This window comes from Prochlorococcus marinus CUG1416, from assembly GCF_017695965.1.
In the GTDB taxonomy this organism is placed as follows: Bacteria; Cyanobacteriota; Cyanobacteriia; order PCC-6307; family Cyanobiaceae; genus Prochlorococcus_A.
The window spans coordinates 120,397-146,444 of record NZ_JAAORM010000002.1 but is presented as its reverse complement, the minus strand read 5'-3'; the positions used below and the strand labels follow the sequence as shown (position 1 = coordinate 146,444).

The 26,048-nt window shown below is 31.5% G+C and carries 34 protein-coding genes and 2 tRNA genes; 14 read left to right on the top strand and 22 right to left on the bottom strand.

Going from position 1 to position 26,048, the window contains the following annotated elements; translation table 11 throughout:
* Position 1: 1 nt before the first annotated feature.
* Positions 2 to 238 (bottom strand): membrane protein insertion efficiency factor YidD, encoded by a 237-nt coding sequence (yidD, locus tag HA146_RS02115; protein ID WP_209107938.1) that lies wholly within the window; start codon positions 236 to 238, stop codon positions 2 to 4.
* A 95-nt stretch (positions 239 to 333) separates the two neighbouring features.
* On the opposite strand from yidD, the gene rpsD reads away from it, so the two are divergent.
* The 4 genes from rpsD to cysK all read left to right on the top strand — a co-directional run bounded on the left by rpsD (position 334) and on the right by cysK (position 4,726).
* Positions 334 to 942, top strand: coding sequence for a 30S ribosomal protein S4 (gene rpsD / locus HA146_RS02110; protein WP_209107937.1), 609 nt, complete (start codon positions 334 to 336; stop codon positions 940 to 942).
* 76 nt (positions 943 to 1,018) lie between these two features.
* Complete coding sequence (locus HA146_RS02105; protein ID WP_209107936.1) at positions 1,019 to 2,182, top strand: trans-sulfuration enzyme family protein; 1,164 nt, start codon at positions 1,019 to 1,021, stop codon at positions 2,180 to 2,182.
* Positions 2,183 to 2,185: 3 nt separating this feature from the next.
* The gene (locus HA146_RS02100) at positions 2,186 to 3,655 is read left to right on the top strand and encodes a PLP-dependent transferase (RefSeq protein ID WP_209107935.1); all 1,470 of its coding nucleotides are present in this window, start codon (positions 2,186 to 2,188) and stop codon (positions 3,653 to 3,655) included.
* An 84-nt stretch (positions 3,656 to 3,739) separates the two neighbouring features.
* Positions 3,740 to 4,726 (top strand): cysteine synthase A, encoded by a 987-nt coding sequence (cysK, locus tag HA146_RS02095; protein WP_002805805.1) that lies wholly within the window; start codon positions 3,740 to 3,742, stop codon positions 4,724 to 4,726.
* On the opposite strand, the gene queA is transcribed toward cysK, so the two are convergent.
* The 5 genes from queA to lipB all read right to left on the bottom strand — a co-directional run bounded on the left by queA (position 4,716) and on the right by lipB (position 10,548).
* Positions 4,716 to 5,852, bottom strand: coding sequence for a tRNA preQ1(34) S-adenosylmethionine ribosyltransferase-isomerase QueA (gene queA / locus HA146_RS02090; RefSeq protein ID WP_209107934.1), 1,137 nt, complete (start codon positions 5,850 to 5,852; stop codon positions 4,716 to 4,718). The two genes, cysK and queA, sit on opposite strands and share 11 nt — an antisense overlap.
* Before the next feature lie 6 nt (positions 5,853 to 5,858).
* Positions 5,859 to 7,226 carry a dihydrolipoamide acetyltransferase family protein gene (locus HA146_RS02085; protein WP_209107933.1) on the bottom strand — a complete coding sequence of 456 codons (1,368 nt, stop codon included), beginning with the start codon at positions 7,224 to 7,226 and terminating at the stop codon, positions 5,859 to 5,861.
* 218 nt (positions 7,227 to 7,444) lie between these two features.
* Positions 7,445 to 7,888 carry a YlqD family protein gene (locus HA146_RS02080; RefSeq protein WP_209107932.1) on the bottom strand — a complete coding sequence of 148 codons (444 nt, stop codon included), beginning with the start codon at positions 7,886 to 7,888 and terminating at the stop codon, positions 7,445 to 7,447.
* A gap of 38 nt (positions 7,889 to 7,926) precedes the next feature.
* Positions 7,927 to 9,870, bottom strand: a complete 1,944-nt coding sequence (locus HA146_RS02075) for an AMP-binding protein (protein ID WP_209107931.1) — start codon at positions 9,868 to 9,870, stop codon at positions 7,927 to 7,929.
* Positions 9,871 to 9,897: 27 nt separating this feature from the next.
* A complete protein-coding gene (lipB, locus tag HA146_RS02070) occupies positions 9,898 to 10,548 on the bottom strand; it encodes a lipoyl(octanoyl) transferase LipB (RefSeq protein WP_209107930.1) in 651 nt (216 codons plus the stop codon).
* A gap of 44 nt (positions 10,549 to 10,592) precedes the next feature.
* On the opposite strand from lipB, the gene hpf reads away from it, so the two are divergent.
* The 4 genes from hpf (at position 10,593) to HA146_RS02050 (ending at position 13,882) form a co-directional block, all read left to right on the top strand.
* Positions 10,593 to 11,177, top strand: a complete 585-nt coding sequence (gene hpf / locus HA146_RS02065; RefSeq protein ID WP_209107929.1) for a ribosome hibernation-promoting factor, HPF/YfiA family — start codon at positions 10,593 to 10,595, stop codon at positions 11,175 to 11,177.
* 7 nt (positions 11,178 to 11,184) lie between these two features.
* A complete protein-coding gene (locus HA146_RS02060; protein WP_209107928.1) occupies positions 11,185 to 11,844 on the top strand; it encodes a 2-deoxyribose-5-phosphate aldolase in 660 nt (219 codons plus the stop codon).
* A complete protein-coding gene (gene recO, locus HA146_RS02055) occupies positions 11,845 to 12,630 on the top strand; it encodes a DNA repair protein RecO (protein WP_209107927.1) in 786 nt (261 codons plus the stop codon).
* An 85-nt stretch (positions 12,631 to 12,715) separates the two neighbouring features.
* Positions 12,716 to 13,882: a glycosyltransferase family 4 protein gene (locus HA146_RS02050; RefSeq protein ID WP_209107926.1), complete on the top strand. Its 1,167-nt coding sequence runs from the start codon at positions 12,716 to 12,718 to the stop codon at positions 13,880 to 13,882.
* Here the strand turns inward: HA146_RS02050 and proC are convergent.
* The 10 genes from proC to aroQ form a co-directional block, all read right to left on the bottom strand.
* Positions 13,879 to 14,691 (bottom strand): pyrroline-5-carboxylate reductase, encoded by an 813-nt coding sequence (gene proC / locus HA146_RS02045; protein WP_209107925.1) that lies wholly within the window; start codon positions 14,689 to 14,691, stop codon positions 13,879 to 13,881. The two genes, HA146_RS02050 and proC, sit on opposite strands and share 4 nt — an antisense overlap.
* Before the next feature lie 7 nt (positions 14,692 to 14,698).
* Positions 14,699 to 15,274, bottom strand: a complete 576-nt coding sequence (locus HA146_RS02040) for a cell division protein SepF (RefSeq protein ID WP_209107924.1) — start codon at positions 15,272 to 15,274, stop codon at positions 14,699 to 14,701.
* Positions 15,275 to 15,422: 148 nt separating this feature from the next.
* Complete coding sequence (locus HA146_RS02035; RefSeq protein WP_209107923.1) at positions 15,423 to 16,058, bottom strand: YggS family pyridoxal phosphate-dependent enzyme; 636 nt, start codon at positions 16,056 to 16,058, stop codon at positions 15,423 to 15,425.
* A gap of 3 nt (positions 16,059 to 16,061) precedes the next feature.
* Positions 16,062 to 16,328: a PII-interacting protein PipX family protein gene (locus tag HA146_RS02030; protein WP_209107922.1), complete on the bottom strand. Its 267-nt coding sequence runs from the start codon at positions 16,326 to 16,328 to the stop codon at positions 16,062 to 16,064.
* Positions 16,329 to 16,346: 18 nt separating this feature from the next.
* Positions 16,347 to 17,261 (bottom strand): energy-coupling factor transporter transmembrane component T family protein, encoded by a 915-nt coding sequence (locus tag HA146_RS02025; RefSeq protein ID WP_209107921.1) that lies wholly within the window; start codon positions 17,259 to 17,261, stop codon positions 16,347 to 16,349.
* Positions 17,261 to 18,634: a ribosome biogenesis GTPase Der gene (gene der / locus HA146_RS02020; protein ID WP_209107920.1), complete on the bottom strand. Its 1,374-nt coding sequence runs from the start codon at positions 18,632 to 18,634 to the stop codon at positions 17,261 to 17,263. Before der ends, HA146_RS02025 begins: the two co-directional genes overlap by 1 nt.
* Before the next feature lie 73 nt (positions 18,635 to 18,707).
* The gene (locus HA146_RS02015) at positions 18,708 to 19,193 is read right to left on the bottom strand and encodes a DUF1823 family protein (protein WP_209107919.1); all 486 of its coding nucleotides are present in this window, start codon (positions 19,191 to 19,193) and stop codon (positions 18,708 to 18,710) included.
* Positions 19,193 to 19,960 (bottom strand): precorrin-2 C(20)-methyltransferase, encoded by a 768-nt coding sequence (gene cobI / locus HA146_RS02010; protein ID WP_209107918.1) that lies wholly within the window; start codon positions 19,958 to 19,960, stop codon positions 19,193 to 19,195. The genes HA146_RS02015 and cobI overlap by 1 nt, the downstream gene beginning before the upstream one ends.
* 22 nt (positions 19,961 to 19,982) lie before the next feature.
* Positions 19,983 to 20,591, bottom strand: coding sequence for a tRNA-(ms[2]io[6]A)-hydroxylase (locus HA146_RS02005; RefSeq protein ID WP_209107917.1), 609 nt, complete (start codon positions 20,589 to 20,591; stop codon positions 19,983 to 19,985).
* On the bottom strand, positions 20,592 to 21,032 hold the full coding sequence (gene aroQ / locus HA146_RS02000) for a type II 3-dehydroquinate dehydratase (RefSeq protein ID WP_209107916.1): 441 nt from the start codon (positions 21,030 to 21,032) through the stop codon (positions 20,592 to 20,594).
* Positions 21,033 to 21,133: 101 nt separating this feature from the next.
* On the opposite strand from aroQ, the gene HA146_RS01995 reads away from it, so the two are divergent.
* From HA146_RS01995 to HA146_RS01980, 4 genes are all read left to right on the top strand, one after another.
* A tRNA-Tyr gene (locus tag HA146_RS01995) sits at positions 21,134 to 21,215 on the top strand.
* A gap of 10 nt (positions 21,216 to 21,225) precedes the next feature.
* Positions 21,226 to 21,297, top strand: a tRNA-Thr gene (locus tag HA146_RS01990).
* Between the two features lie 200 nt (positions 21,298 to 21,497).
* The gene (locus tag HA146_RS01985; protein ID WP_209107915.1) at positions 21,498 to 21,689 is read left to right on the top strand and encodes a hypothetical protein; all 192 of its coding nucleotides are present in this window, start codon (positions 21,498 to 21,500) and stop codon (positions 21,687 to 21,689) included.
* A gap of 321 nt (positions 21,690 to 22,010) precedes the next feature.
* Positions 22,011 to 22,151: a hypothetical protein gene (locus HA146_RS01980; protein WP_209107914.1), complete on the top strand. Its 141-nt coding sequence runs from the start codon at positions 22,011 to 22,013 to the stop codon at positions 22,149 to 22,151.
* Between the two features lie 267 nt (positions 22,152 to 22,418).
* On the opposite strand, the gene HA146_RS01975 is transcribed toward HA146_RS01980, so the two are convergent.
* Positions 22,419 to 22,553: a high light inducible protein gene (locus HA146_RS01975; RefSeq protein ID WP_209107913.1), complete on the bottom strand. Its 135-nt coding sequence runs from the start codon at positions 22,551 to 22,553 to the stop codon at positions 22,419 to 22,421.
* A gap of 247 nt (positions 22,554 to 22,800) precedes the next feature.
* Between HA146_RS01975 and HA146_RS01970 the strand changes: the two genes are divergently transcribed.
* Positions 22,801 to 22,983 (top strand): hypothetical protein, encoded by a 183-nt coding sequence (locus HA146_RS01970; RefSeq protein ID WP_209107912.1) that lies wholly within the window; start codon positions 22,801 to 22,803, stop codon positions 22,981 to 22,983.
* A 35-nt stretch (positions 22,984 to 23,018) separates the two neighbouring features.
* On the opposite strand, the gene HA146_RS01965 is transcribed toward HA146_RS01970, so the two are convergent.
* From HA146_RS01965 to HA146_RS01955, 3 genes are all read right to left on the bottom strand, one after another.
* Positions 23,019 to 23,396 (bottom strand): phosphoenolpyruvate carboxykinase, encoded by a 378-nt coding sequence (locus HA146_RS01965; protein WP_209107911.1) that lies wholly within the window; start codon positions 23,394 to 23,396, stop codon positions 23,019 to 23,021.
* A gap of 71 nt (positions 23,397 to 23,467) precedes the next feature.
* Complete coding sequence (locus HA146_RS01960) at positions 23,468 to 23,935, bottom strand: cupin domain-containing protein (protein ID WP_209107910.1); 468 nt, start codon at positions 23,933 to 23,935, stop codon at positions 23,468 to 23,470.
* An 81-nt stretch (positions 23,936 to 24,016) separates the two neighbouring features.
* Positions 24,017 to 24,160, bottom strand: coding sequence for a hypothetical protein (locus HA146_RS01955; protein WP_209107909.1), 144 nt, complete (start codon positions 24,158 to 24,160; stop codon positions 24,017 to 24,019).
* A 182-nt stretch (positions 24,161 to 24,342) separates the two neighbouring features.
* On the opposite strand from HA146_RS01955, the gene HA146_RS01950 reads away from it, so the two are divergent.
* The gene (locus HA146_RS01950) at positions 24,343 to 24,528 is read left to right on the top strand and encodes a hypothetical protein (RefSeq protein ID WP_032515599.1); all 186 of its coding nucleotides are present in this window, start codon (positions 24,343 to 24,345) and stop codon (positions 24,526 to 24,528) included.
* Positions 24,529 to 24,546: 18 nt separating this feature from the next.
* Here the strand turns inward: HA146_RS01950 and thiD are convergent, their stop codons facing one another.
* Both thiD and HA146_RS01940 read right to left on the bottom strand, forming a co-directional pair.
* The gene (thiD, locus tag HA146_RS01945; protein ID WP_209107908.1) at positions 24,547 to 25,326 is read right to left on the bottom strand and encodes a bifunctional hydroxymethylpyrimidine kinase/phosphomethylpyrimidine kinase; all 780 of its coding nucleotides are present in this window, start codon (positions 25,324 to 25,326) and stop codon (positions 24,547 to 24,549) included.
* A 51-nt stretch (positions 25,327 to 25,377) separates the two neighbouring features.
* On the bottom strand, positions 25,378 to 26,001 hold the full coding sequence (locus HA146_RS01940; protein ID WP_209107907.1) for a TenA family protein: 624 nt from the start codon (positions 25,999 to 26,001) through the stop codon (positions 25,378 to 25,380).
* Positions 26,002 to 26,048 lie beyond the last annotated feature (47 nt).

Below are 26,048 nucleotides of genomic sequence, written 5' to 3'. Positions count from 1 at the left end.
TTTAATCAGGCACAGGGTCGCATCCGCATGGAGTTAGAGGATGACATTTACTTAATCTTCTTAAAGTCAACCATCCACCCTTCCAAGGGCCATGTCTAGTAATAGCCTCATATCCATAAGAACTGCAACTTGGAATAAATCTACATCTTGGTCCGAAAAAAGGAGAAAACCACTTTTGATAAAAAGAAATCATCAAAAGAAGTAAGTATCTAATTGATTTATTAATAGTTTTGAACACTTTAATGATGTAAAATAATACTTCAGTAGTAATTTAGTTTAGTTGAATTTCATCAATTATCCAATTTATTGCAAATTTCTATTTAATTTAAAATTATGTCAAGATACCGCGGCCCAAGATTAAGGGTTACGCGTCGCTTGGGAGAACTACCAGGTCTCACTAGGAAAGCTTCAAAGAAGTCTAATCCTCCAGGTCAGCACGGCCAAGCCCGTCGCAAGCGATCAGAATATGCTATTCGTCTAGAAGAAAAGCAGAAACTAAGGTTCAATTACGGTGTTTCTGAAAAACAGCTCGTTCGTTATATAAAAAAAGCTAGAGCTCAAGAAGGATCAACAGGAACAAACCTACTAAGACTTTTAGAAAACAGACTAGATAATGTTTGTTTTAGATTAGGTTTTGGAGGTACTATTCCAGGATCAAGACAATTAGTAAATCATGGCCATGTAAATGTTAACGGAAAGGTTCTTGACATTGCTGGCTATCAATGCAAATCAGGTGATGTAATCTCAATTAAAGAAAACAAAGCAAGTAAAAAACTTGTTGAAGGAAATATAGAATTCCCTGGTTTAGCAAATGTCCCCCCACATATTGAGTTAGACAAAGCTAAATTAACAGGAAAAATAAATGGGAAATGTGATAGAGAGTGGGTGGCTCTTGAAATAAACGAACTACTAGTTGTTGAATATTATTCAAGAAAAGTTTAATACTACTTTTCTTTGGATTATTAAATCTCTCTTTTAAAAAATGAGAGATTTAATTTAATTCTTATTTTTAAAAATAATGGGAAATAAGGAAAATAATATAAAAAAGCCAGGTTTTAAGACCTTATCTATTCACCATGGGGAAACATTTGCAAAAGAAACTGGATGCGTTATGCCTCCTATTTTTTCTACATCTACTTTCAAACATGGAAATAAAGATAATTTCGACTACACAAGATCAGGCAATCCAAACTTTAGAATTCTAGAAAGCGTCCTTAAATCAATAGAAGATTCTAAATACTGTACCGTTTTTGGATCTGGAATTAGCGCGGTAACTGCAATATCATCAACACTAAAATCAGGTGACAAGATACTCTGCGAGTCAAATCTCTATGGTTGTACAGTGAGGATGTTCGAAAAAGTTTTCAAGAAATTTGGACTAGAAGTTTTATACACAGATTTTACAAACGAAAATAATATCGAAAAGATTTCATACTTCGAGCCAACCTTGATATGGCTAGAAAGTCCAACTAATCCACTTTTGAAGGTACTTGATATTAAGGCGATTTGTGATGAAGCAAATAAATTACAAATCCCAGTAGTTGTGGACAACACCTTTTCTACGGCACTTATTCAAAAACCATTAGACCTTGGAGCAACACTATCACTCGTAAGCACAACAAAATTCATTAATGGACATAGTGATGCACTTGGTGGAGCAGTACTAACAAATAATGAGGTATGGAATAGTAAGATGCTTTTCTCTCAAAAAGCTCTAGGGCTTCAACCATCTCCTTTTGATAGTTGGCTCATTACGAGAGGAGTAAAAACTCTTCCTTTAAGAATCGAACAACAAACGCAAAGTGCAAAATTAATTTCTGAAGAATTAGAGAATCATAAAATAATTAGTAAAGTAATTTATCCTTTTAATCAAAAACATCCGCAATTTAATTTAGCAAAATCGCAAATGAGATCTGGAGGTTCGATGATCACCATAAAATTAAATCTTAAAAAAGAGGATACTTTTAAATTTTGCAAATCTCTCAAATATTTCTCTCTAGCAGAGAGCCTTGGAGGAGTTGAAAGTTTAATTTGTCACCCCGCAACAATGACTCATGCTTCTGTTGATGATGAAACAAAAAATCTTTTAGGCATAGATGATTCTCTTGTCAGATTATCGATTGGATGTGAAGAAACAAAAGATTTAATCTCAGACATATTATTTGCTTTAAATAAATTCTGAAAATTGAGAGATTTACTTAAAAACCCTATATGGAAAAATTTAGAGTTAGGATATTCTATTCCTGATAGTATTCATGCTGTTTCTGTAGCATTACCAACTTGGAACGATGTAATAAATTACGAGGAAAAAAATCAAGAATGCATAAATTTATTGAAGTCCATTTACCCAAGATTCGGGCTAAACCCCATAGTGAAAAGATTATGTGAAAAAGTAAAAAAGGAAAATTACTACAACAATAAAAGTATCTGGCCATATCCGAATGAAAGCATAGCTTTTAAAGCCAAAAAATACATTGATAGAAATACTTCTGAACAATTCTCATTAATAGAAAAAAGAGATAATTTAGCTCTCTTAATAACTGAAAAAAAAGGAAGTATTTATGCAAAATCTTTTTGGCAACATACTGGTCTTGGCATATCTTCAAGGGCTGCTGCTATAGAACTAGGTCTTGAAGATCGCCCTCCAAAATCTTACGTAAATGAATGTTCTCAAAGAATAAAAAATAGAATTTCTAAATCTACAAAAATTAGCTCTAATGATATTCACTTAACTTCATCTGGAATGTCTGCATTGCATACATCATTAGAAATCATATATAAATTATTTCCAGCTAAACCAACACTCCAAATTGGTTTTCCATATGTAGATGTACTTAAATTACCAATGAATATCTTTCATGGAGCCAAGTTAATTACAGAAGAAAATTGCGAGGATATTGAATTAGAAATCAAAAGAATAAATCCATCTGCATTAATTATTGAACTACCGAGTAATCCAATGCTCAAATGTGTAAACATTAAAAAAATTTCAAAAATAGGAAAAAAGTTAAATATTCCCTTAATTGTTGACGATACCATTGGTTCAAATTTAAATATAAATTCCTTAGAACATGCAGATATAGTTTTTACTTCACTTACAAAAATTTTTTCAGGTAGTGGTGATATTCTTGCCGGATCATTCATACTAAATCCAAAAAGCAAATGGATTGATCAATTTAGAAATGCATTAAACGAGATTAATCTTCCAACACTTTCCGATGGAGATACAGTTTATCTAGAGAAAGTTAGTAGAGATGTAAATCAAAGAGTTTTTGAACAAAATAAAGCATGTTTAGAATTAAAAAAAAGATTAGAGACCCATAGCGAGATTAAAAATATTTTCCATCCTGAAAATTGTCCAAATTTTAATTCTTTGCTCACTTCTGATGGAGGATATGGCTGCTTATTATCATTTGAATTAAATGGAGGATTGAACAAAGCTAAGAAATTTTATGATTCTCTACAAGTATCCAAAGGACCTAGTTTAGGTACAAAATTTACTCTAGTTTGTCCTTATGTTTTACTAGCTCATTATGACGAGTTGGATTGGGCTGAAAGTTTTGGTATACCTTCGCACCTAATTAGAGTATCAGTTGGATTAGAAGACCAAGATCAATTATGGAAAAGCTTTTCTGAAGCACTAAATAATTTCTAAATTCCTAGTATTTACCGTATAGAAACTTATATACTCTTTTTCTGAATAATAGTTAGTATTAAAATATATTTTCTCAATATATAAATGGCAAAAATTTATGAGGACAACAGTTTTGCTATTGGAAACACTCCATTAGTAAAATTAAAATCAGTTACTAAAAACGCGAAAGCTACAGTACTTGCAAAAATTGAAGGTAGAAACCCAGCTTATAGTGTCAAATGTAGGATTGGCGCCAACATGATCTGGGATGCAGAGAAAAGTGGGAAACTTACAAAAGACAAAACAATTGTTGAGCCAACTTCTGGAAATACAGGAATTGCTCTAGCTTTTACTGCTTCAGCAAGAGGTTATAAACTCATCCTTACAATGCCAGAATCCATGTCAATTGAAAGAAGAAGGGTTATGGCAGTGTTGGGGGCTGAAATTGTTTTAACAGAGGCCTCTAAAGGTATGCCTGGAGCAATAGCTAAGGCTAAAGAGATTGCAGAAAGTAATCCTTCTCAATATTTCATGCCAGGTCAATTTGATAATCCAGCAAACCCTGAAATTCATTTCAAAACTACTGGACCAGAAATCTGGGATGATTGCGATGGTGAAATTGATGTTTTAGTTGCAGGGGTTGGAACTGGCGGCACAATTACAGGAGTTTCAAGATACATTAAGCAAGAGAAGGGCAAAAATATTACTTCTGTAGCTGTAGAACCCTCACATAGTCCTGTTATTACACAGACAATGAATGGAGAAGAGGTTAAATCTGGACCACATAAAATTCAAGGAATTGGTGCAGGATTTATTCCTAAGAACCTTGACTTATCAATTGTTGATAAGGTTGAACAGGTAACAAATGACGAGTCAATCGAGATGGCTCTTAGATTAGCAAAAGAAGAAGGGCTATTAGTAGGAATATCTTGTGGAGCTGCGGCGGCGGCGGCTGTTAGATTAGCTGAACAAGATGAATATGCGGGGAAAACCATCGTAGTTGTTCTACCTGATTTAGCAGAGAGATATTTATCATCAATTATGTTTACTGAAGTTCCAAGCGGAATCATTCAAGAACCAGTCAAAGCCTAAATCTATTTTTCTCCAGTAATGAATCTGGTGAAATATACATAGCATCGCCATAAGAGAAAAATCTAAATTTTTCTTTTATGGCTTTTTTATACAAATCTAATAATCTTTCTCTACCAATCATTGCACTTACTAGTAGTAATAATGAACTTTTAGGAAGATGAAAATTAGTTAATAATCCATCAACTACCTTAAATTTATAACCTGGCTTAATTACTAAATCCACGTACTTCGCTATAGGAATAAAGTCATTAATTTCGTTAGAATAACAACTTTCAAGAGCTCTTACGCTAGTTGTTCCAATAGCAATTATTCTTCTATCTGTTTTCTTTATTCTTTTTATTTCCTCCACTACTTCCTTATTAACACTTACCCATTCTTTATGAAGTTTTAAGTTACTTAAATCTTCTTGATCAATTGGTTTGAATGTTCCATAACCCACGTGCAAAGTTATCGGTAAGATTATTACTCCTTTTTTTTTTAGATTGGAAATAAGACTTTTGCTTAAGTGTAAACCAGCTGTTGGTGCAGCAACTGCCCCCGGATTAGTTGCATACTCAGTTTGATAACTTTTCTCATGAAAAGATTCTTCTTCAGAATTTTTTATATAAGGAGGGAGAGGGATTTCCCCGTATTTATCAAGAAGGTCATTCATTGAATTAAGACCAGTTATATTTTCAGGAAATTTAATAAATCTCCCTCCAGTTTCTTCATCAACCCCATCAACCATCAAATTAATATCTTGTGCCAAAAGAGATTTTAATTTTATTTTTCTATTTATTTTTAACTTTTTCGCTGGCTTTGCCAAACATAACCAAACACATTCATGTGACCTTTCTAAAACTAATAATTCGACTAATGTCTTATTTTCTAATTCAACCTTTAACCTAGCTTTCATTACTTTAGTATTGTTTACAACTACAAGATCGCCTTCTCTAAATTCATCTAAAAGATTCTTGGTAAATTTATTAGTTAAGCAGTCTTCTTCTAAAACACTATTTCTAACTATCATCAATCTTGATTCATGCCTAATTGCAGAAGGTTTACTAGCAATTAATGAAGGATCAAGAAAGTAATTATAAGCTTCAAGCTTATGATCACTTTCTTGATTATTCATTTGAGAAATCAATTAAATTTAAGATACAAGTGTCTCTGACTCATTTTCAATCAGGTAAGCCAAGTCTTTTAAGAACAAAGCACCATCAGCTCCATAGATCACTCTGTGATCAGCTGTTAGATTTACTTGCATTATTTTTTTAACAGATATTGAACCATCACTATTTCCTACAACAGTTGGTTTCGATGATGCTATCGCTAAGATCGCACCGGTCCCTGGTGGTAGTATTGCGTCAAATCTATCAACTCCAAACATACCAAGGTTAGATAAGGTAAATGTTCCCGTTGAGTATTCATCAGGTTCTAATTGTTTTGATCTTGATCTTTTTACGAGATCTTTCCATTCCCTAGATAATTCAAATAAATCAGTATTGCATGGTTCTTTTAATACTGGAGTTATTAGTCCACCATCTTCCATCGCGACAGCAACAGCAATATTTATGTTTTCTGGATAAGAAATTCCATTTTCTGAAAAACTTGAGTTAACTTGAGGATGTTTCTTAAGTGTCTTTGCAACTGCCTTTACTAGTAAAGCAGTCATAGTTACTCCATTCTGTTTTACCTTTTTGTAGAAATTATCTAATTTATCTGTATTGATAGAGTATCCAACCCTAAAACATGGAACATCTAAACTAGATTCCATATTTTTATTTACCGCTTTTTGAAGAGTATTAAATTGAACTGTTTCTCCAGGATTACCAAAACTATTTCCTGAAGTTTCTGGTTTACTTTCAACTCCCAAATTTGAAACAGGTATACTTGCAGGAGAAGCACCTTCTCCTATCCATGGTATAGAGACAGATTGGCCATTAGCTTTTAAAATATCATCGGCTTGAATCCTTCCGTGAGGGCCAGATCCATGAACCTTTGCTAAATCAACACCCATTTGAGAGGCTAGTTTTTTAGCTCTTGGAGATGCAATTATCCTCGAAGAAACATTACTTGTAGCGGCATTAATTTGATCGCTATTAAAAGATGGTACAGGCTTTTCACTCTTTAAGACGACTTCCTGTGCTTCTTTTTTGATATTTTCAGTCTGGACTAATGGTTTTTCTTCAGTTTTATTGCTTACCAATTCCAGTTGGTCTGAAGTAGAGACTTCGGGTTGATTTCCTTTATTTTGTTCTTGAACAGAAGCTATTTCATCCTCATTTTCTACAATGAGACCAATAGTTTCTCCAACAGGAGCAGTGCTGCCGGCAGGCATTAAAACTGCTGCAAGATATCCATCTTGGAAAGATTCAACATCCATATCTGCCTTATCAGATTCAACAACCAAGACAGATTCGCCTCTTTCAACCTTATCTCCCGGATTTTTCAACCATTCCACAATCTTGCCCTCCGTCATAGTAGAACTCAAGGCAGGCATGAATATTTCGTGAGACATAAGAAAATCGTTATTGCATAAGTTTCAAGGGATTTTTACCAAACTTTCAAAAGTTTTTATAATTAAGGACCCTTTTAACTCTTGGTCTAATTATACGAAATCATGTTCACAGTGGGAACTCTTAAAACTTAAGAAAGTAATAATTTAGATTGATTAGAATTCAAAACTTTTCGCAATTAAGATTTACTTATTTTTATCAAGAATACTAAATCTTTTCTTTAATTATTATCTATAGATTGAATAACTCCATCTTTAACCGTAATCGAGACCTGCATTTTTTCAATAAGATTGTCGCCCACAGTGACATCACAGAAACTATCCACTTGCCCTTGATCAACAATTTCGTCCATTTTTAATTCGCGAACTTGACCCTGTTGTTGCAGTAGATTTCTTTTTTGTTCTTCAATTTCATTTCGTTTTGCGGCGACTTGTTGTTGCACCTGACTAACCTGTTCTTGAACTCTTGGATCTAGAGGATTAACCGATTGGGATCTAATATTATTTACTATTTGCTGCCCCTCTTGCTCAAGTTGAGATAATTGCTGATCAATGTTTGAAATTGCTTTGCTTAATTCTTTTTCAGCATCTTCCTTCCAAGTTGGTGTAACTACAGCTTTAATAGCTATTGAGCGCTTTATAGATATTGAGTTTTTTGTTTCCATAAAAAATTAAATTACCTTTTCAATATAGATAGAACAAATCAAATTTTCTTACTAAATTTGTTTTCATACATATTTTCTATTTGTAATGAATACTTTTTTTCTATTTCTTTTCTTTTTTGTTTAAGAGTTTGTGTTAACAAACCATTTTCTAAAGTAAAGGCATCCACAAAATAACAATCTAATATTTGTTCTTCTAATCTTGCTCCTAATCGACTTTTAAGCAAATTATTAATTTGTGATTTAAAAAATGTACCAATATTCTTATTCAGGTTTAATTTTGAAAGGTCTTCTTCCAAAAACTTGTTTTTAACCAATTCAAAATTAGGCACTACAAGGGCTGTCAAACATTTCTTATCTTGACCTACTAGTTGAATCTGATTAATAAATTCAGAACTAAGGATTTCGGTCTCTAGCGGATTCGGTTCTATATTTTCACCACTTGATAGCACTATTGTATCCTTGGCTCTTCCTGTTATAAAGAGAGAACCATTTGGTATTAGAAAACCTAAATCACCAGTATCAAACCAACCATCCTTGGACAAAACATCTTTTGTAGCCAATTCATTTTTAAGATAACCTTTCATGACTTGTGGTCCCTTAACAAGAATTTTTCCGACTTCTCTGAACTTCAGAATCTTTTTTTTATCATCATTCACTATTTTGATTTCAGTAAATGCTAGAGGCTGACCGGATGATCCTCTAACATTTAATTCTCTTCTCCTACAAGTTAATACTGGACTAGTTTCTGTTAGTCCATATCCCACCAAAACATCTACACCTAAAGATTCAAAAAAAAGATCCACATGTTCTGGCAATGCACCTCCGCCGTTAATGGGAAATTTTAGTTTTTCCCCGCATAGTTGTCTAAGAATATTCGGCCATAAAAAAATAGTAGACAACTTATGTAAAGGATATCGGCCAATAACAGAAACCAGTAAGGGGATTTTTGACTTAAAAGCTATTTGATTGATATCTAAATTTCTTATCTTTCTTATACTTCTTTTAAAAACTGAACTATTACTTATCAAAAACTTAATAAGTTTTTGCTTTTTGGAAGGCATTTTTTTCAACGCCTGAAAAAACCCATCATGTATTGCCTCCCATAGTCTTGGTACAGTAGCCATGACAACAGGTTTTATTTGTGTAATATCATCTTTCAAAAATTTAGGAATTGTATAGTATTGAGAACAACCACATGAAAAAAAGAAGTATTCAGCACTCCTCTCATAAGAATGCCAGATAGGCAACACGCTTAATACAGAGGTCCCAGATTCTGGATCAGCGATATAGGCTAAATTGATGATTTGATGTAAAAAATTTGCATGAGTCAAGGGGACGCCTTTAGGTTGTCCTGTTGTCCCAGAAGTGTAAAGGATAGTAGCAACATCATCAATTTTTGGATTATCTTTTTCAAGATTATTATTTTGTGAATTTTCTTTTTTTGCTGCTCTTAAAAATTGATTCCAACTTATTAAACTTTCAAATTGTTCATCTTCTAAATTGATTATAAATTTCAGTCTTTTTTTTAATACTTCTTTGTTGTTTAACTTTAGCCAAATCTCCTTAGATTGAACTATTAGACCTACTGAATTAGAGTGCTTAATAATATAGTCTAATTCTACTGAAGGAGAATTAATACCTCTCACTGCATTTATTGCTCCTAAACGCATTAAGCCTTGATCAACTACTAGCCATCTTGGAGAATTTTCAGATATTACAGTAACTACATCCCCCTTTACTAAACCATAATTTTTAAAAGAAAAAGAGACTTTTGTTATTAAATCAGCCAGCTCAGAATAAGAAAATTTTTCTTTATATTTCCCTCTTAAATCGCAAACAGCTAAAGTATCACCACATTTAAATTTTAATTTTTCCCAAATTTGATCTATATGATGAAGGTTCTTAATAAAATCTCTATTTTTAGCAAATTTATCTTTTTCAGAAAGAGGTTTAGCTGAAGGCCAGTAGGCTAAATCACCCATATTAAATTGATTTTGAAATTTTAATTTCTATTTTGATACAAAATCAAAATTAAATTCTTCCTGAATGATTTTTTTAACAATTCTTTTGACTTCTTGAATATTTAAATTTTTGTTGTAATCAATCATATTTGCCATAAGACAATTTTCTATCCCGCAAGGAACAATTTTATTAAAGTTTTCTAATTCACAGTCAATATTGATTGAAAATCCATTTATTGTAATCCATCTTTTACAACCAATTCCAATTGAAGCAATTTTCTTATTTCCTATCCAAACACCAGTGAGCCCCTCTCTTGAATGACAATCTATATTAAAAGTTCCAAGAATTTTTATAATAATTTCTTCAATTTTTCTTAAATACCAATTTAAATCTTTATTAAAATTTTTCAAATTTAACACCAAGTAAGTTACTAATTGTCCTGGCATATGACAAGTAACCTCACCACCTCTATCAATCTTAAAAACATCATAATTATTATCATTCAAAGAAAATAATAAATTATCGTAATTAGATCCTCTCCCCAACGTATAACAGAGTTGATGCTCACCTATCCAAATAAAATCAGGGTTAGAGTTATCTAAAATCAATGCCTCCTGATATTCTTTTTGTAATTTATAAACATCATTGAAAAAAGAAATATTATCAGGTTGTTTAATTATTGCTGTTCTATTAACCATATTTAAGTAGATTTAGAAAGTAAGTAAATATTTTTAGATTTGTTATGAAAATTTTAATCCATGGGAAAAATCTTGAGCTCACTGGAGCATTAAAAGAATATACTGAGGCAAAGATAGAAAAAGCAACACATCACTATAAGGATATCGTTAAAGAAGCCGACATACACCTTTCAATAGAAAAAAATCCAAGAGTCTCCTTCCAGACTGCAGAAGTTACTATCTTTGCAAATGGGACCGTAATTAGAGCCGAAGAAAAAACTGAAAATCTATACTCAAGCATTGATTTAGTTTCAAATAAACTTTGTAGAAAATTACGTAAATACAAAGAAAGAAACAATAAAACAATTCATAATAATCAATTTAAAAATAAAGAGTCTTTCCCAATTGAAAATACAGAATCAAGATTTTTAGATGAAGCTTTACTTAAAGAAGGAATAGAAGCAAGTCTGCCTGAGCCATCTATAAAAAATAAATACTTTGAAATGAATCCAATTTCATCAGAAGAAGCAAGAAAACAATTAGATCTAATTGATCATGATTTTTATGTTTTTCGAAATAAAAAAAATAATGAACTTCAAGTTATATACAAGAGGAAACATGGAGGTTATGGACTGATTCAATCCAAATAACTTTTAAATGCCCAATATTGAATATGAATTAAACGAAAAAATTCATGCCATTATTATTAACCCTTATTTAACCTGGGAAGATTTCTGCGCGAATTGCGATTTAATAAAAAAATATAATATCAAGAATATTTCTACTTCAATTAATTATTTAGATGATTTTAAAAACCGTTTGAGCAATTACAGTGCAAACATAAACGCACTCATTTCTTACCCTTTAGCGGATTTACCCGTTACATTTATTGAAGAATTAGTTAATTTTGCAAAAGATAAAGGTGCAAACGGAATTGAATATATCCCAAACTTTATCAATTTATCCAAAAGAAACTTAGAAACTTTCGCTGCTGAAATTGAGCAAGTGAAGTTATCTGGATTACCAGTTTCAATAATCATAAATAAATCAAAACTACAAAAAGAAGTTTTATACAATGCGATAGAAATATCTTTGGAATTAGGAATAAAAAATTTTCAATTCGGGGACGGGTTTGGGCCGCCTATTACATTAAATGATGTAGCGGAAATATTAAAAATAACGGGCTCCCAAAATCACATCAAAGTTGTTGGTGGTATAAAAAAACTGACACAAGTTATTGATTTGTTTGATAATGGAATTAGTTGCGTTGGAACTTCTAATTTTTGTGAGATTTTTCAAGAAGTAAAGGTTATTTAAATGTCTGGTTCTGGTGAGTGCAGACTAGAAGGTCTCTGTATTAAAGCTTCTCCATTAGGCGAGAATGATAGATTAATTACTATTCTTACTGATGAGCAAGGGATTGTTCGATTAGCGGTACCTGGTGCTAGACGTCCTAAAAGTAGTCTTGCCGCAGCTACTCCATTAACATATTTAAGTCTGCAAATTTTTGGGAAAAGAAATCTTAAATCTGTACGTCAAATTAAAATATTAAAAAGCTATTCTGGTCTAGGAAAAAATATTGAATGCCTTGCAGCCGCGCAAGCGATAACTGAATTAACTTTTTTATTAGTAGGTAATAATGATAAGCAACAAAACTATTTATCTTGCGTTCTTGCGCATCTAGATAGGATTTATTTGTATGAAGAATCAAAAGAAGAAGATATTAAAATGCTCGCAATCAGTATTCAATCTTTAATCCATCTATTAGCCATTGGAGGTATAAATTTACCAATTCATCATTGCTGTAAAACTGGAGAACCTATTATTCCGCCTTTAGGAAATTGGGAATGGAGTTGTTATTATTTGCCAATTGAAGGGTTTTCGTCCATGGAAGATCCTCAAAGTAATCTTAAAATAAATGCATCTGAAGTTGCTCTATTACAGAGACTTCTTTTCCCCGAATTGCCAATAAAATCTGATGGAGAGTTATTAGGACCTAAAAAAGTCTGGCTTAAAATATTATTTATTATTGAAACTTGGATCTCTACTCAACTAGAGAAAGATCTATCTTCACTAAAAATGTTGAGAGAAATATATAGTTAACATTTTCATAAACTATCAATAAATTTTAAAATTATGATCTTGGGTGCTCTGACTGTTAATTTAGTAAATAGTTAATTCAATCAATGTGGTTCATGTTGCCTGGTTGGGTAAGAAATCTCCTTTTTGTGGAAATGTAACTTATGGCAATTCAACTACTGAGAAATTAAAGGCCAGAGGTCATAAAATTAGTTTTATTCATTTCGACAATCCTTCTAGTTCAAATTCATCAAAACCATTATTTCTGGCAAATGATCCTGATGTAAGTCTTCCATATTTAATTAAGTCCCAAGTTTATACAATACCCTCACCAAGAGCAGAAAAGAAGCTAAGGCTATCATTGGAAAGATTAAAGCCTGATTTAGTACATGCAAGCTTAACTTTATCTCCTTTAGACTTTAGACTTCCAGAGATTTGTGATGAAATTAATCTTCCACTCATAGGAACATTTCACCCACCATTTGATGCAAAAAATAGAAATTTAACTGCTAGCACTCAACAATTAACATATCAACTTTATGCTCCCTCTTTATCAAAGTTCGATAAAATAATCATTTTTTCCGAACTTCAAAAAAATGTTCTTTATAAATTAGGCGTACCTAAAGAAAAACAAATAATTATTCCAAACGGTGTTGATGAGAATATTTGGAAACCTTTTTTCGAAAAAAATAAAAAATATGATCAGGTAAAAAACAAACTTGGAAATGAAAGAATCTTTTTATATATGGGTAGGATTGCCAATGAGAAAAATATCGAGGCACTTTTACGTTCTTGGCGCCAAACAAAAACTCAAAATTGCAAATTAGTTATTGTTGGAGATGGACCAATGAAGCCAACACTTGAAAATAGTTTTTCTAACCTTGGTAATGAGAAATTAATTTGGTGGGGAGCCGAATTAGATTTAGAAACTAGGGTAGCAATAATGCAAATAGCAGAAGTATTTTTCTTACCAAGCTTAGTAGAAGGTTTATCATTATCACTTTTAGAGGCAATGTCTGCTGGTACTGCTTGTGTAGCTACAGATGCCGGCGCTGATGGTGAAGTTTTAGATAACGGAGCAGGCATAGTAATTTCAACTGATAATGTGGCTGCACAATTAAAAACTATAATCCCAATTCTTGTAGAACATCCTTCATTTACAAAAGATCTTGGAGAAAAAGCTAGAGAACGTATACTTGAGAGATACACAATTACTAAAAATATAAATTCACTTGAAAAAGTTTATATGAATTTAAAAGATAATTTAAAAAACTAACGAAACTCTTTACTTCGATTACTAGCTGAAACTATTGATTCAATTAATGCTGACCTTACACTCTTTTTTTCTAAAACCCTTAAAGCAGAAATAGTTGTTCCACCTGGAGAAGTTACTAAATTTTTAAGCTCAGAAGTAGTTAGTTTATTTTCTTTTATTAGACTAGTAGTCCCTACTATCATTTCCATAACGAGTTCCTCTGAAAGTATTTTTGGTAATCCACCGCTCAATCCTCCATCACTTAATGCCTCTATAATTAAAGCAATAATTGCAGGCCCTGATGAAGTTAAGGCTAAAAATATATCAAGGTAATCTTCACTAAATTCATAAATTTTACTAGTATTTTCAAATAATTGTTTTGTAAATATTTTCTGATCTTCTGTAATTTCTTCTCCCCAAGAAATTCCTGTTAAACCTTTTCCAATAATTATTGGAATATTTGTAACCACCCTCACACATTTATGATTAGGGAACTTTTTAGTAAGTCTATTTAATGAAACCCCCGCAAGAATTGAAACTATTAAATTATCCTTGTTTTTTATATGATGAGTCTCACTTATATCATTAAATTGTTGGGGTTTTATCGAAAGAAGTTTATATTGACAATCCCAAATTATTTTGGACTCTTTAGAACCGGATTTATAAACGTTTATATTATATTTATAATTTTTTTTTATATTTACTAAACTTTTTTCTGAATTTACAACACAATAAACATTCTCAGGCTGAATTAATTTTTTATCTAATAGAGGAGTTACTATAGCCTTTGCAATATTTCCAAAACCAATAATCGCAATTTTATCAGTCACAGATTAATCATGAATAAGCACTTAATTTAGAATTACCCCATGCTGGTTCAGGAGTAGTGTTTTTTCCTAAACTATATTGTGGTGTATTTTCTATAGGCACATTAGAAGGAGAAGCTTCTTCTGAAGAAGAGCTAGTTACATTGACACAACTTGGTGCAAAAAGAAAAATACTTTCACCCACTCTCTCTTGATGGCCATCAATCGCATATGTACCTCCAGCAATAAAATCAACCGCTCTTTGCGCTTGATCAGGATCCATCATAGTTAAATTAAGAATTACAGTTTTCCTCTCTCTTAATGCTTGTATAGCTTGAGGCATCTCATCGAAACTTCTTGGTTCCATTAAGCTTACTTCTGAGGATGAATTTGAAATCCCAGGCATTCCAACAACTTTTGATGATCTATTGTTATTCATAAAATCGAATGGATTTGAATTTGCAAGAGCATTTGAGTTTCTTTGATTTTGTTTGAAATCATTAATATCACTTAATTCATCCTCTGATGCGTAATCCAACTCATCAAAATCATCATCGAGATACTCATCACCTGCAACAACTGCCTTTAATCTAGAAATTAGTGACACCTTTTAAATCCTCTTAAAATTGATTACTAAGGTATGGGAACCTTAAGTAATAGATTCATTTTTAAATGAATAAACTACCTATACTTAAATAACGTTACTTGTACTTTACTGCAAGTTTATAGATAAGAATTTTATAAAAAATAACTAATTAGGATCTATCTCCAAAAATCAATGAGCCTAATCTTACCCAAGTTGATCCAGCTTCAATAGCCTCCTCCCAATCTCCTGACATTCCCATTGAACAATCTGGAAGTTGAAGAGAATCAGCAAGGGTGCGACATTTTTTAAACAATTCTAAATTTTTCTTGGAGCTTAGTCCTCTAGGATTAATAGTCATCAAACCGGTTAATGTGATATTTTTCAATTCCTTAATGTCTCCCCATTTCTTTATTAAGAGTTCAGGATTAAAACCTCCTTTAGTAGGGTCATCACTCAACTTAACCTGCAACATTAATAATGGATTCTTCTTCTCTTCACATGAAATATTAGAAATCTTTTGCAACTGTTCAAATGAATCTATTGAATGAATGTAGTTAAAATTTTGCACTATTTTTCTTATTTTATTACTTTGTATTCGTCCAATAAAGTGCCATTTTATTTGTTTAAGGTCTTTTAATGTCAATTGCTTTTCAAAAGCCTCTTGCAACTTGCTCTCTCCAAAATCATTCTGACCTATATTTTGAATAGTCTTGATTTCTTGACTTTTAAATCCTTTACTTACGGCAAGAATATTTACATTTGATGGAATTTTATTTTTAATTTTTAAAAAATTTGAAGGATTCACCTGTTATAAGAACGTTTGAGTGAACAAATTCTCCCATTTAGATAGTTCTTCAGATCCTTTTCTTCTAGCTTTTTGAAGGTTTAATTCGGCCTGATTACGGGCATCTAAATAAGGTATAACTTCAAAAAATACTTCTCTTTGTTTTACTTCTACCATGAAAAACATTTTTTGGGCATATAAAGTCGCATAAATATCTCTTCCATCATTCCCAGGAGAGACTTGGTACAACATACCAAATGTTGGATGGTTTAAATAACGCTCGGAACTCAAACTTAAATATCGTGTTATTTATAATGCACCATACAGTTTTCTGAGAAAAATTGCTATGCAAATAAAACATATCGATAATGTATTAACAATTACATTGAGAGGGCCCGAAGAATAAAAAGTTCTAAATCTATTAGTTTTTATAATAATTTCTTTCTTAGAGAGCAATGATTCTGCTCCTTGATCAATTCTCAGAAATATATTTTGAAATAACCTTTCCACTAAAATCAACAAAATATTAAAGGATTTCTTAATTCCTAAGTTTCGAAAATTTATTGATCTAACTGATAATGATTTAATTATATTTTGAAATTCTTCCTGTACTAAAGGAATAAAACGCAATGCAATTAATAACTGAAAAAGCCACTTACTAATTGGTAATCCAATTTTTCTTAATGGATACAGAAACCAACTTAATCCCCATACAATGTCTTCTTGTAATGTAGTTAAAAGCATCAAATTAACACTATGAATAACAGTAAATATCAAAGTGGAGGTTTTTATTCCTAATTCAAAAGCTTGTCTTGATAAGTTATAAGGACCAAAATTTATAAACCATATCTTCTGTGAAGGGATTTCCAGAATATTCCACTTTTTATAGTTTTCCACTACTACTTGCAACTCGTTGGGATTTCTTAAATAGCTATCAAGGGATTGAATATCAGAAGAAGCAAGTATTGAAATACATCCAATAATTAATGATAAGAAGGAGAGCAAACATAATGATCGCCACCATACTCTAGATGGCAATAAACTGAAAAAAGTAATTAATAGTAAACAACCCACTAAACTCAATCTCCATATAGGACCTGCCCAAATTGGAGTGATTAAAAATATCATTACTATAATTAATTTCAATCTACTATCTATAATTCTTAGCCAACTTCTATTGCCATAAACATATTGACCAACAGAAAATTTGGTAAGTATATTCATTAATCTTTTTGAATTAACTCAATATTTTCCCTTTCCACTTCTTTATTTAAAGCTCTTTGCTGTTTTCCTCTCCAAAGTAAAATAAGAGGTGTTCCTTCAAAGCCTAAATTTAATCTAATTTGTTTTTCAATATATCTTCTATAAGTTATTCCAAATAATTTAGGGTCATTTACAAAAAGTGTGAAGGTGGGAGGTTTATTTTTTACTTGAGTACCATAATAAAGCCTTCCTTGCTTACCACTTCTTTTAGTTGGAGGACTTTTCCAACTAATCGACTCTTTAAGCACTTCGTTAACCACTGATGTTGTAACTCTTCTTCTATGTTGATTAACAGCATTAAGAGCATGCTCAAAAATATTTTCAACTCTTTGTCCCGTTAGGGCCGATATAAAAATCATTTTTGACCAGTGCAAAAAATAAAGTTTAGATCTAAGTTCTTTTTCTACTTGATAGATTGTTGAACTATTTTTTTCAACAAGATCCCATTTATTAACAACAATTATGCAAGCTCTTCCTTGTTCTTCTATTCGCCCTGCTAATTTCTGGTCTTGATCAGTTACTCCATCTAAAGCATCTATAACCAATACACAAACATCACTTCTATCTATAGATTTAAAAGACCTATTAATACCAAAGAATTCAGTACCATATTTCACATTTTTCTTTCTTCTAATCCCAGCAGTATCAACAATTTTCCATTGATTATCACCTCTTTTAATAAGTGTATCTATTGAATCAGTTGTCGTTCCACTAATATCACTAACAATTGCTCTTGTTTCTCCTGAGATCGAATTTAACAAACTAGATTTACCAACATTTGGCCTACCAATAATTGACATCATTATCTTTTCTTCTTCATCCTGAATATTATTTTCAGGAAGTTCGCCAATCACGAGATCTAAAAGATCGCCAGTACCTGAACCATGAATAGCAGAAACTGGGTAAGGCTCGCCTAATCCTAGTTTCCAGAATTCAGAAGCTAAAGAGATTCCAAGAGTAGTAGATTCACATTTATTTACAGCAACAATTGTTTTACAGCTCGAGTTCCTTAACCATTTTGCTATTGATAAATCACCATCAGTAACACCCTGGTTTCCATCAACCACAAGTAAAGCGAGTGAAGCCTCTTCAAGAGCTAAATAAACTTGAGTTCGTATCTCTGGCAGGAATTCACTATCATCATCAAAAACCAACCCTCCAGTATCAACTATTTGGAATTCCTTACCTCCCCATGAAGCATTTTGATAAGTTCTATCTCTTGTAACGCCAGGCTTATCAAATACTATTGCATCATTACTTTGGCAAAGACGATTCACCAAAGTTGATTTCCCAACGTTAGGTCTTCCTATAATTGCTATTGTTGGAAGAATCAATTCTTATCTCCAAAGAAAGTACTCTCTAATACAACTATACCTTTAATAGAATCAATTACCTTACTAAAGAATTTTATTTGATTTCTGGATCGCCAAAATGTCCTTTTACTGGATTCGCAGGCGGTGAACTAGGACTTGGAATAACATTATTATCATTTGAAAAACAATCATTTTCAAATGCCCAATAAATCAACCAATTTACAGCGGTCGCTCTTCTAGTTCTTCTTGGATAGAGTTCATTAATTTTATAACCTTTAAAATTAAGAAAATTTTTCAATCCCTGTTTATGTTCCTTTGGAATTGTTCGCGTCAAATGTACTGATGCTATTCGCTCTGAAATGAATTGAGGAGCCTCTACAAATTTTTCTGACCAATAAGTAGGAGTTAATGCACTAGGAAACCAAACATTAGAAGTTATTTCTCTCTTATAAAAAAGTCTTTCCCAAACTAATTCACAAACAAAAACATCACTCACTTTATCTTCAAGAACTAGAAATAATAGTTCCTTACATATTGGCCATGTAAATTGATTCCCTACGAAATTTTCCAATTTATTCATTAATCAAACCTTATCAAAATCAAAGAGAAATAAGGCATAATATCATTCTTATATTGAGATGCATATTGAATAATTTGATCAGACATCCCAACATTTAAAGCTATTAATGATGTATTAATAATATCTTCTTTTTTTAATATTTCCCTTACTAAATTCCATCTTTTCCCAACCTTCATGATTGCTAAGACCGTTTTATTTACTCTACTTTCCCTGATAAGGGATGTTAATTCTGAGTTAGAAGAAGGGCATTCTTTAATTATCAAAGTTTCACCTTTTTTAACTAAATCAAAATCATTCAAAGCTGCTGCTGCTGAAAGCGAAGATATACCAGGTATGGTATTGGTAATGATTTCGGGATGATTATTTTTGATTATCCTCAAAATATTAGAAGAGCTTGCAAATATTGAAGTATCTCCAAGACAAAGTAAAACTACTGATTCGCCATTTTGTATAAATTTCACAATTTTTTCTACTGCAATAGACCATATTTCATCAGGATTAAAATCCCTCCTAGCCATTGGGAAAATGATAGGTATATTTTTTTTAAATTTGGTATATTTCTTGACTATTTCAGCAGCAAAACTCTTTTTTTGATCATCTGATACTGGAAAAACTATAACGTTCGCTTTTTTAATTGCATCTACTGCAGCAATTGTTAAAAGTGATGGGTCTCCAGGGCCAACACCAACGATGGTCAATGATACCAAATCATTTTTATAACTCGTAAATGCTCTTATAAATTTTCTTAAAATTTTTTTTATTATCATTATTAATTTAACTAAATGATTTTTAGCTATGAACCCTTGGCATAAAAAAAGTTTCAGCCAGTATTTCTGATTCAATCTTAGACAATTCCTCTAACCTTTTGAAAGTTTGATTTTTAGAGAATTTAGTTTGCGCGAGTTTCCAATAAATACCAAAGTGTCTTGCCTCACTCTCAAGCAAAGAATCATAAAGGACTTTGAAAGATTCTTCTTCAGAATTCAGAGCAAGTAAACCTAATCTTTCATGACTTCTTGCTTCAATAAGTCCTGCAATTAAGAAACTATCCAACATCCTATTGGGTTCCTCCTTTCTAATATTCTTAGCTAATTCAGCACCATATGGTGGCGGTTTTAAAGCCTTAAGAGAATGTCCAAGATCCTTTAAAAAATATAGTATTTTTTCAAAATGCTCTAATTCCTCTCTCGCAATTGGACTTAAAACTTCAGCCAGATTTGGTTCTGATGGATATCTAAACATTAATTGAATCGCAACACCTGCTGCTTTTCTTTCACAATGAGCATGATCAATAAGAATATCGATTGGATTAGATAATGCGAGTTTGATCCAATCATCTGAGGTAAATGACGATAAATATTTAATACTGGAAAGCGGCCTTTTAAAATCAACTAGCATTTAATTTTTACTACTTAAATATCCAATTATTCCTTCGAGAGCGAGGGAATAACTAGATATACCGAACCCACTAATTATTCCTATAGCTTTATCAGTAAGAAAAGATTCTTTACGAAAGTCTTCTCTACTAAAAATATTTGAAATATGCAACTCTACAAATGGAATTTTTGATCCAATTAAAGCATCTCTAATGGAAATCGAGGTATGAGTGAAAGCGCCAGCATTTATTAGAATCCCTTGAATACTTTTTACAGAATCCTGAATTTTATCTACTATTTCTCCTTCATGATTACTTTGAAAACATTCAAGATTAATACTCTTTTCTTGAGCAAGTTTAGTTAAGTCTTTCTCAATATCATTTAATGTTTTATTGCCATATATTTCAGGTTCTCTAGTTCCTAATAAATTTAAATTTGGGCCATTTATCAATAAAATATTCATTTACAATAAATTCTTTTCTATTAAATGCTATCTAGAAATAAACAAAAAAACCAAAACATTTTCACACAAAGTGACCATTAACTGATAAGTTCAAATAGTGGGGGTCGGTGCCCGAGTGGTTAAAGGGGGCGGACTGTAAATCCGCTGGCTCTGCCTACGTTGGTTCAAATCCAACCCGGCCCACTTTAATATTGCCCTTGTAGCTCAGCGGTAGAGCACTCCCTTGGTAAGGGAGAGGTCTCGGGTTCAAGTCCCGACGAGGGCATGAACAAGAAGTATCTACATAACTGAGTTTATAAGAATTTGAAAAATATGATTCCTGGAAACCAAGCAATATCCAAGATAGAACTCTAAAGTTAACTAATTGGGCACTATCTAGATGGATATACTGAATTTAAGTTAAAACTAATTAGTCTTAAATAAGATTTACATATTTTAGACTTTTAACGAACAATGTATTGAGAGATGCCACTATCGTCATATCGGATGCACAGAATTTATCTTGCAGCGACCATGAATTATGGTCTGGGTTCTGATGATCCTGAAGAGTTAGCGTACTACAATAAAATCAGAAAAGAGATGGATGATATGAAAAAAGAACCAGTTAAAAAAGGGATACCCCTTAATTGGGATACCCCTAAAGGAATGGATAAATGAATCTAAATAATTTTTTATTAATTGATGGGAGTCTGATGCTAATTGGCCTGCCTTTGCTGATGATTCTTAAAGGCAAAAAGAAAACTCCTTAAGTCATCACTTAACCGCAAAAGTTACTCCCATAATGGCATTGATATCTTTCTTGATAGTAGTAGTGTCATTGGAATTTCTAAAACACAAAAAGAAATTTATCAGAAGTGGACTTCCGATTACGGGTCCACTTTTCTGCTACAAAGGTAGATATCTGAAGGTGTTGAATGTAAAACTTAGTATTTCTTTAAAATCATAAAAATCTATTATGAAGTTATAAATTATGAAAAAATGGAACTAGCACAAAAACAAGAGACTTCCTTAGGTTTGGATTCCTACGAAGTTTTAGGTTTTAATTCCCAAGAGGAACTCGAATTAGAAATTTCAAAACTTACTAAATTTAGACCTGAATTTGAAATTAATCTCCAGTAATTTGATAGAGGTTATAAAAGTAAAGGTTTAATATAATATTCTCAATCTTTTAATTACTGGTTTTAATTTAAAAACCCCAAAGTAGCGGTGAAATAACCATTAAAAAAGTCAGCCTGTATGCCTACTAGCTGACTTCAACGAATATGTAAGCTTTAAAAACTATACGAATGTATTTGTAGTTGTGATGCTTAAAACAACTGCAACAAAGAATATGTAAGGAACCACCTTTAGGGGTACATATCCTTGCCTCTTAGATATAAAATCCATTTATACAAAACCTGGGATAATTTGTCCAGTTGTTAGATATGCGCCAATAAGAGCAATAAAGCCAATCATCGCAAATCTACCATTGAGCTTCTCAGCTACGACTTTTTCCTTCTCTAGTATTTTTGATTCGTTCATTTGTTTGTTTGGTTGTTTAGCTAAGACGCTTCCTAATGCAATCTTGAAATAAATCTAATAGCAGAAAATCATAAGCGTGAGTATAATTACTTAATCTCATATCCTCTATAAGCTGAGCTTATAGCAATAGGTCTTTAAAAAAATAGAACAAAACTTCTAGATTTTAATATGGATTAATGAAAAGATAATCCTTGATTTTGTATCGCATGTAGCTTTTAAATGTTTTTTTGGAAGCTACTAATTAGGTATGAGTTATTTTGCTGAACCTAAACATATTGAATATGATGCATGGTTCGATGAAAATATCGACCCCCTAGATCTTGTGGATTACTCAGATGAAAAGGAGTTCAGTGATTCGGTACATGATAAGTTCCATAAGATTTCCATGAGAAATTTAACAATTGGTTCTTCTGAAAATTTTCACTGGTAATTAAAAGATTTTCATTTCACAGATATTTATAAATCTTATGCAGAATATGTTCCATCACTTTCTCTTCTTGACTTAGCTAATACAATTTCATCTAAAACTTTTTCTATCATGTAAGCACTTTTTTTACCAAAGCATTTTTCTTTGCGAATGTTCTCAAAATCATTTTGAATAAAATCAATATATTCACAACAATCACATTTAATATCAATTTTCATTCCTCTGTAAATCTCCATAGCCCTAGAAAAAATCCATTGCTGCGCTGAAATACTTTGCCAACTATCAAAATTAGACCAATCGTCAAAGTCCCTATTAAGGATAACTTTTAATCCATCTGCCTTATTTACAGATACTAAGTATGAATTTTTTCTTGATTCATCTTTAATACCAATTGTTTTGACAGAATTTTGATTCATTCCTTATAAATAGATGAACTAACTTTATAAATATAAATCAAAATTTTATAAACTATAAACGAAAAAATTTCTTAAATAAGATCATTTATTGCTTTATCTAATCTAGAAGTATGATTAGTATTTCTGAGCAATTCAAAATCCTTAAAATCAAACCCAGGGCCAACGCAACAACTTACCAAAGTAAATTCTCCTATACTTTTTGCCGCTTGCCAATATCCGGCTGGAATCATTTCTACTGGATTATTAGAATCTAAAATTAAATTTCTTATTAACTTATTATCATTATCTAGACACCATAAATTAAGAGGATCACCCCTAAGATAAATCCAAATTTCATCTGCATTTTTTACTCTATGCCACGCACTTTTTGCATCTCTCTCCAAAAGATAATAAATTCCCGTAATGAAGTTTCTTATTTGACCATCTTCTCTCGTTACAAAACTATTACTCCTTACGATCTCACTAAACCATCCACCTTCAGGATGAGGAGATAAATTAAATTGTTTAATTATTTCTAAACTTTTTTGATTAGGGTTCACTTTACAAAAATATTTTAAAAATCACTATTACGAGGAGGAGTAAATTGAAAATTAATTAACTTTAAATTAAGTTTTTAAAACTTAAGCGCAAATAACTGACAAGTCTACAAAATTCTTATTTTCATCTGCCAGTTCATTAATAATTCTATTGAGCCATTCAGAATTAGTTTCACAATAGCCCACATTTAAAATAGTTTTTTGCTTTGCTGTTTCTTCTTTATGCATAGTTAAAGTATTTATATATAAAATAGTCTTTAATTAAATCTATGTGAATAAGTCTTAATTACTATCTAATTTAAAAAGTTGTATTTAATACATATTTAAGAACTTATCGTAAACAAACAAAATTAAATCCTTGACAAGAAAATATATACAAGTTTGAGTAGAAAGAATTTACTATTTAACCCATGAATAACATCAAAATCGAGGAATTGATGAAAGTCAGGTTCGATGGTATAGCTAACAGAATTGGTCAATTAAGCAAAAGGGAAAGTGAATCTTTATTGCTTGAACATCTTGAGTGGTTAGAAGGTGGTTGGGAGACAGAAGAAATCTTATTTTTAAAAAAGCCCTATAGGAAATGGTGGTTCTAAATCCACTTCTATAAATACTTAATGATGACCTAAGGGACCAGGGCCAGATCCTATTTTGTAAGAATTTTCCAATGATTTCTCAACAAATAATTTTGCTTTTTGTATGGATTCAAGTATTTCAAGGCCTAAAGCTTTGTAGCCACAAATAGCAGCACTTAAAGTACAACCACTACCATGGGTATTTTTTGTATTTATAAAATCATTAAACAACCACTCCTTTCTACCATTTAAATCAAGAAAAAAATCTTTACCTTTCATATCTTTTAAACCGCCACCTTTTATAAGTACTGCTTTAGCTCCAAGGTCAATAATACTTCTTGCGGAATTTTCAATATCCTCTTTACTTCTAATTTCTAAACCAGAAAGTAGATTTGCTTCATAAATATTTGGAGTAACTAAATCCGCAATTGGTAATAATAGTTTTTTGTAAGCATTAATGGCAGAATCTTCCAGTAATTTAGACCCAGTCCTTGTAACCATTACTGGGTCTATAATTTTTGTTATTTTATATGTATTTAATTTTGACGCAGTATCATTAATTATCCTTTCATTAAGTAACATTCCAGTTTTTAAAGCATCAATACGAAAATCAGAAAATAAAGTATCTAACTGACTGAATAAAGTATTCTTCTCTACAGCTTCAACGCATTTAACCTCAATACTATTTTGTGCGGTAATACATGTAACCACGGAGCATCCATGAACTTTAAGTGCCATAAAAGTTCTAAGGTCAGCCTGGATTCCTGCTCCACCTCCTGAATCACTACCCCCTATTGAAAGTGCTATTTTAGAATACATAATTTAATTTAATCAACTTTATAAAAACCATAAAATTATTCTAAATTGAAATTAGAAATCTGAATATGCATTAAAAAAATCTAACTCTAATTCCATAGCTCTTTTGTATAAATATTTTGCCTGATTAATATCATATAATTCTTTGTTAGTCTCAATAAGATTTTCGAGTGAATTTGCTAAATTTTCAAATTCCTCATTAGAGTAAGTAATTATCCATTCTTTATATTTATCATCAAAATCGTCTTCATATAAACTTTTTCCTATCCAAGAATAAAGTCGCATGCATGGAGTCATTGCAAACATTATTTCAACAGCGCTAAGTCTCTTAGCAGTATCATCAAGAAAATCTGTATAATTTTTAGTAGCTTTTTTTATATAGTTATTAGATAAATCAATATTCCATTCTTTTGCATAAGTTTCATGAAGTATTAACTCTTCTGAAACACCCATTAGAAGTTCACTTAACTTCCTTATTGAATATTTATCGTTTGATTTAGAAACGGCAAGACCATATGCCCTAGCAAAAGTCTCTAGAAAGAAATAATCTTGAGCTAAATATTCTTGAAATATATTTTTAGGAAGACTTCCAGTTTTTATACCTTGAACAAATTTTGTATTTAAATTTAGTAGAGCGATTTCATAATTATCCTCCCAAAGTTTTTTTGTTATTTTCATTTTTTTTTGATTTTTAGTTATTCTAAAATTGTTTCTAAGGAAAAGGA